The sequence below is a fragment of the Burkholderia sp. Ac-20384 genome (assembly GCF_017104605.1).
Classification (GTDB): Bacteria; Pseudomonadota; Gammaproteobacteria; order Burkholderiales; family Burkholderiaceae; genus Burkholderia; species Burkholderia lata.
Genome location: NZ_JAAGPE010000448.1, coordinates 1 through 5,531 on the forward strand (window position 1 = coordinate 1; position 5,531 = coordinate 5,531).

7 protein-coding genes are annotated in these 5,531 nt (G+C 60.9%); all 7 read right to left on the reverse strand.

Annotated elements, in window-relative coordinates:
- Positions 1–122: 122 nt before the first annotated feature.
- The gene (locus G3O00_RS39420; protein ID WP_206146230.1) at positions 123–1,046 is read right to left on the reverse strand and encodes an abortive infection family protein; all 924 of its coding nucleotides are present in this window, start codon (positions 1,044–1,046) and stop codon (positions 123–125) included.
- Between the two features lie 146 nt (positions 1,047–1,192).
- Entirely contained in the window at positions 1,193–1,321 is a 129-nt protein-coding gene (locus G3O00_RS44030) for a hypothetical protein (RefSeq protein ID WP_277399376.1), read from the reverse strand.
- Between the two features lie 126 nt (positions 1,322–1,447).
- The gene (locus tag G3O00_RS39425) at positions 1,448–2,215 is read right to left on the reverse strand and encodes a helix-turn-helix transcriptional regulator (protein WP_206146231.1); all 768 of its coding nucleotides are present in this window, start codon (positions 2,213–2,215) and stop codon (positions 1,448–1,450) included.
- Positions 2,216–2,278: 63 nt separating this feature from the next.
- Positions 2,279–2,503 carry a hypothetical protein gene (locus G3O00_RS39430; protein ID WP_206146232.1) on the reverse strand — a complete coding sequence of 75 codons (225 nt, stop codon included), beginning with the start codon at positions 2,501–2,503 and terminating at the stop codon, positions 2,279–2,281.
- A 191-nt stretch (positions 2,504–2,694) separates the two neighbouring features.
- Positions 2,695–3,477: a hypothetical protein gene (locus G3O00_RS39435; RefSeq protein WP_206146233.1), complete on the reverse strand. Its 783-nt coding sequence runs from the start codon at positions 3,475–3,477 to the stop codon at positions 2,695–2,697.
- Between the two features lie 514 nt (positions 3,478–3,991).
- Positions 3,992–4,837, reverse strand: a complete 846-nt coding sequence (locus G3O00_RS39440; RefSeq protein WP_206146234.1) for a DUF3800 domain-containing protein — start codon at positions 4,835–4,837, stop codon at positions 3,992–3,994.
- Between the two features lie 439 nt (positions 4,838–5,276).
- The coding region (locus G3O00_RS39445) for a hypothetical protein (RefSeq protein ID WP_206146235.1) at positions 5,277–5,531 on the reverse strand (255 nt) is incomplete at its 5' end.

Consider the following 5,531-nt stretch of genomic DNA (forward strand, 5'->3'; position numbering starts at 1 on the left):
AATTTAATCCGGACATATGCGAATTGACGACTTTATTTTGGTAAGACCGTCAATAAAGTCGTCAATTCAGGGTCCGGATGCCTAGATCGGCGGGGATTCTGGAGTGACAGATTTATTTTGCTCTACGCCTGTCGCTGCGGATCGTCACCGTGCTTATGACGGTCAATCAGGAAAATCGCAGCTGCCGCACAGGTGTTCTTCGCCAGAATCCCGAACGCTGCATCGAGGGGCGCGAAATTTGTCGACGCGCCGTGCGCGGTACCGAAGTGCGTGCGCAGCGCGGCCGCCCCTCCGCATATGGAGGTCACGCCCCCCAACAACTGCTTCAGATCGGGTTGTAACTCCGGCAGCTTCGGAAGGTTCAGAGAATTGACGCACGCCTTCAGGAGCGGCGACAGCGACTTGTCCTTGGGCAGAGAGACGCCGCGCTCGATCAGGATCGCCGTACAAACAGACTCCAGCATGGTGGTGGCACGAGTGAGCGCGTCAGCCGTGTCCTGGTGCGTGGCGTCGAGCGCCGCTTGCCAGTTTTTCGTGACTGCTTCGTTGTTAAGCTCCGACAAGCTCGTAGTCATCTGCGCCTCAATCTCTCCCGAATCGGCGGCTAGAATGCCGTCGAGTTCTGCATGGGACTGATCAACCTGCCCCTGCCGCTTGTTCAACTCGGCGCCAAGATTGGCTAACAGCGATTGCAGCTGCTCGGGTGCCAACAGTCGGTCGATCCACGTCTGCGAACAGTTGGCCAGCGTCTTCGATCGATAGCTGCGCTGGTCTTCTGTCGTGCCCATCGCATAGTCCTGCAGATCGTCATCGGTATGTCGGAAAAGCACCCGAATCTCCTCGCCGTCATAGCAAAGACGCCCGTAGACGCCTTCGTCGGGGGCGTCGTACTCCAGCATCGTGTCGTCGCCGCTTGCGTAGATCTCGTCTTTGCCAAATGCGGCGTTCAGGTCGTCCCCCAACCGCTTGGCCTTTTCGTAGAGCGCGGCCTTCTTCGCCTGGATTTCTTTGTGCTGGGCTGCCAGCGCCTTGATCGTATTGTTCATCGTCATCACTTCGCCAGTGGGCACTTTGCATAAACTAGCGCATCGAGCTGCGCGTCGATCCATGTGTCGTAGTCGGCCGCGATCTCACCTCCCTCGACATCGCTCACACGCGCCGGTCGTTCCGAGAACTCGCCGTGCGTCACGGCCTAGCGTGCGCCGAGATAGTCGGTGCAAGTCGCGAACGAGGCCAGTAGCTCGGCATGCTTCGGCGTCACAGGCGTTGCAGAGACCATCGTTGCGAGCACGTCGATCTGGTGTACGTATTCCTTGCGCATCACGGGACTCCGTTTAGTTCGCAAGCGCTGCACCGACCGGGCAGGTAAATCAGCGTGCCGATGAGGCAAATGACCGAATTCGAGCGGGTCATCTGGTCTTCGCATTCGGATTGGTGTGCAGGCTCATTACGGCGTGGGCCAGTCCGCGCCGTGCTCGCGCACATCGTCAGGGTAGTCTGGCGACATTCGACGCCACACGTGCGGGATCTTCGCGGCGTCGAGCTTCTGCTTGATTTCCGGCCATTTCTCGGACCGCAGGATATAGCCCACGACGGGATCCGGAGGCGTCGCCAGGCTAGGGAACTGCATTTCGCCGGCCGCGCGAAGTCCGATTCGCAACGCAGCAGTGAGGCGTACCTGCAGTCCATAGTTGACGAGATCGTAGGGCACGCGCTGCTCGACATGGATAACGTTCGCGAACGCGAATGTCACGCGCTCGCCGATCCGGAAGCCCTGATAGTGGTCGCCAACGTCGCCGTCGACGAATTCGGTGACTTGCGCACCGTAGGTGTCGGGCGCAAGGAGGCGCTCTCGCCCAAGGTCTGGGGTCACGGTTGCGCGAAGCAACGGCCCAACCATTGGCTGCAGCTCGACGACGTCACCCGCCTCAATCGTGTCACGCCGGACGTCACGCTGCGTGTCCCAGCCGCGGGTCGCGTCACCCACGACCTGCATGAAATCGATCGGATGCCGTGCGCCCCATACGCGCAGCAGCAGTTCCCACGTGATCAGCGGCATTTCGCTATCGCCGGCTTCGAAACGTTGATACTGGCGCTCGGTCAGGCTCAGCAACGTAGCCATCTGAATCTGCGTGCGGTTGCTGCGCTCCCGCAATTTGCGCAGCATTTCGGCCGTCGGCCGATCAGACGCATTGGACGGAAAGAGATTGGACATCGGGCGCTCCTCCAAGGACGAAGAAATGTCGTCCTTGTCATCATAGCACGACATTTTTTCAGGTCAAGGCCCGCCGAGCGCCGACCATACCGTACTGGCCGTGCCGAGCAGTACTGCCGCCGCAGTCCAGCGCGCAGCGATCTGATTCAGCCGCCCCATCTCGCGATTCGCGTCGACAATCGCGTTCCAGTTCGTCTCAGCCGCATGCGAAACCGCCTCGGTCGCCTTCTCCTGTCGGTACGCGTACCAGCCGGGCTTAAGCTCCGACACGACGGGTTCGCGCGCCATCGGATCGTTCTAGTCGGTTGGCCCGAACGGCACTGCGGGCGGACGACGGAACTCGTCCCGTGCAGACCGGAACCAGTACCGCGCGCCCGCCATGCCTGTCCCGAAGGCGGCCACGGCCAGCACAATCGTCCCGTAGCTGATGCACGTCTATGGTTCTCCTGCAGGTTGAAATCGTACTCACGCCGCGGCCGTCATCGCTGTTCCGTGCGAACAGTCAACGTGCGGACAAACAGTTCTGCCCACTTCAGTACGTCGAACACCAACGGCTTCAGGATCGGCTTGCTGCCGTGCACGTCACCCATCTTCGCGCGAAGTGTCTGCATCACGTAGGCCCCCTGATTCAGGGCTCCTTTGAAATTCTGCGCCAGTCTCGCAGCGGCCTCGGCATCCCACCCGAGTTCGCAAAGCGGCGCCTCAAGCTCGACCACGGCAGCGAGCGCGCGGTTGCAGCCTTCCTGGAAGGATTTGGCCGGTTCTCCCAATCCGTACTCGTCGTAGACCGCCTCTACGGCTGTGTCCACCGCGCCGCAGGCCGCCGCAATGGCTCCGCCCAAGTCACCATCGCGGAAGCGCTGCGCGGCCTTCGCCAGCCCGGCGCGCGACGCGTCCGGCAGACTGGCCATCTCGATCGGATCGAACAGCTCGACGGGAATCAGGTGAGCGTCGAGCAACCCCCAGCCGTGGCGGGCGAGCCGTTCCTCCAACTCGTCGCGCAGATTCGGCCGGCGCTTCAGGATCTCTTCGGCCACGATGACCACAACCCGCTTTGCGTCGGCTGGCGCCTCTTCGCCGAGGAGACTGTCGACGGCGGACAGCAAATGGTCCTTGGTGATGCCATTCCCGGGTTTCTGTTGAAGGGCGGCCAGCCGGGTGGGATCCAGACCGGCGATACCGACGACGGTCCTGATGTCGGAGAAGCTCAGCTGAGCGAGGCTGGCGCGTACCGTGCCCCATGCGGCGCTGGTTGTCGGCATCGTCTAACTCCTTGGCACGGTCAGCGGTCCGGATGACCGAATAGATGGCCCGCTCCATGCGGGGCGGGCCGGATTGGAAGCCTTTAGCGTGACCGTATCGGAATCAGGGCTGGTCGGCCACAGGGGCGGTCCCTGCAGCCGTTACGTCGCGCGGCTCACAGGGGGCCACCCGCGCAGTTGCGTGAGCAACAGCAGAAGCATCAGGACGGATACCACCCGGCCCCGCCAATCGTCTGGCATGGGACACCTCGCTACACATCGTCCGTCCGGGTTGCCCGCCGGCCGGTTTCGGGGCAGGTCGCGGATCGGCCTGCATTCCGTATAACCAACGGCCGCGCATTTTCGACGCTGATTCGCAAGAAATTCGTTAAGCCTAGGGTTTGCACCTAGTTTGTACCCCGCCCAGGGTCAAAGCGCACTAGTAGGGATTTTGCACATTGATTCGCTTATCGCGAATACACCTCAGCGGCACTGAAAGTACCAAAAGAAAACCCGGCCGGAGCCGGGCATTTCTTCAAATGATAATGACGGCGCCAGGCGCCAGGCGCGGTGCGGGCTGCGCTCCCTGCACAGCTGCAGCAACGGCTGGTTGCGCAGCCAAAGGGGCTGGAAACGGCCAGATAGATGACTGGATCGCCTGGAGCGCAGCGGGTGTGGTGGGCGCCAGCACTTCGTGCAATCCGGTACGACCGTTTCCGAGCACGGCAAAATGGCGATGGATTTCGCGCCAGCCCCAGTCGTCGTGCGCGTGGAACCGTCGGTAGATCCAGTAGACGATGCTATCGGCCAGCTGGATCAGACGCGTCGACTTCGAGTCAGCGAACATCGGCACCTCAGCGAAATTTCGCAAGCGGCCGTTCGCGTGCCCGACAGTCTTGAAGGTCTGGTGCAGCACCTGCATGTCCTTCTCTTCCTGCGTGCGCTTGCGATCCAGCACAAAGATCCCGCGCTGCGGGTCGTTGTAGCGTTGGTAGCGATACGCGAGAAAGTCGTCAAACTTGGTTGCGAGCACTTCGTAGCAGTATGGCAAGACATCCGCAGTGCGCAGGAACTGATTCTGCTCAACAACGGCTGCAAACACTTTCGGCCGCTTGACGTCCAGGAGCCGGATGACGTCGGCTGACGCCTGCGCCCGCTCTGCTGGTGTGAATTTCTCCCACCCTTCCTTGCCGCTTCGCATCGGCCCTGCGTGCAACTCGAGATATTGGCCGATTTGTTGCTGATAACGATCCGCGATTGCGTCCAGTTCGCGCTCAAGCCAGTGCGTCTGCCGTTCGAAGACCGCGACACCGCCGAGCACGAAGAAAGGGGTATTCGGATCGCCGGGGGACCCGGATTCGTCCAGATACGACAGATACATGCGACCTGCCTCGCGACAAAATGAAAACGGGCCGCACTGGGTGCGGCCCGCTGGGAATTGGTAAGCCGGGTGGAACAAGCGTCCAACGCGCTGCATAAACGGGTCAGCACTCCCGACTCAGGGAACGAAGCCTAGCAAAATATTGCCAAGCTGTCCAACTAAATAGTGATCAGGCCTTGGTTTTTCAAGGGTGCCGGATATTTCAGAACAGGGCGAACTGTCTTGAGGAGGTTCACAAACATGGACCACCAAATTCGCGGCGACGTAGCGATCCGAGTGAGCGACAGCAACTCCGGTCGGGGACCGTGGACGAGAAGTCCACGGGCACTGTACGTGATTCATCGGACGGTTGCAAACGCCTCGCCGCAGCGACATCCGGGTTCGTTGAACGCGTCAGTCAGAGATCGGATCGTGGCGCGCCGGCCGGCCGCCGGGTCTCTCATGTCACCTCGACGATCGACGCATTGGTTGGGCGCGGAAAACGCCTCTCGTAAATCGATCGGCCGCCGTTGGCCTGCACGTCAGCAGCCAGACGAGCGTGATCATCGGTTGCCACGCAGGATGTCTCGAAATGAAGGGTAACATAGCCCTTTATATGAACGCCTCCCGTTTGCGAAGGGTTTTCGTGTGCTCTGACTACGACAGGATGGGTTGCAGCTTTATATCCGGGCTTGTTGCAGCCTGATACGCTGCG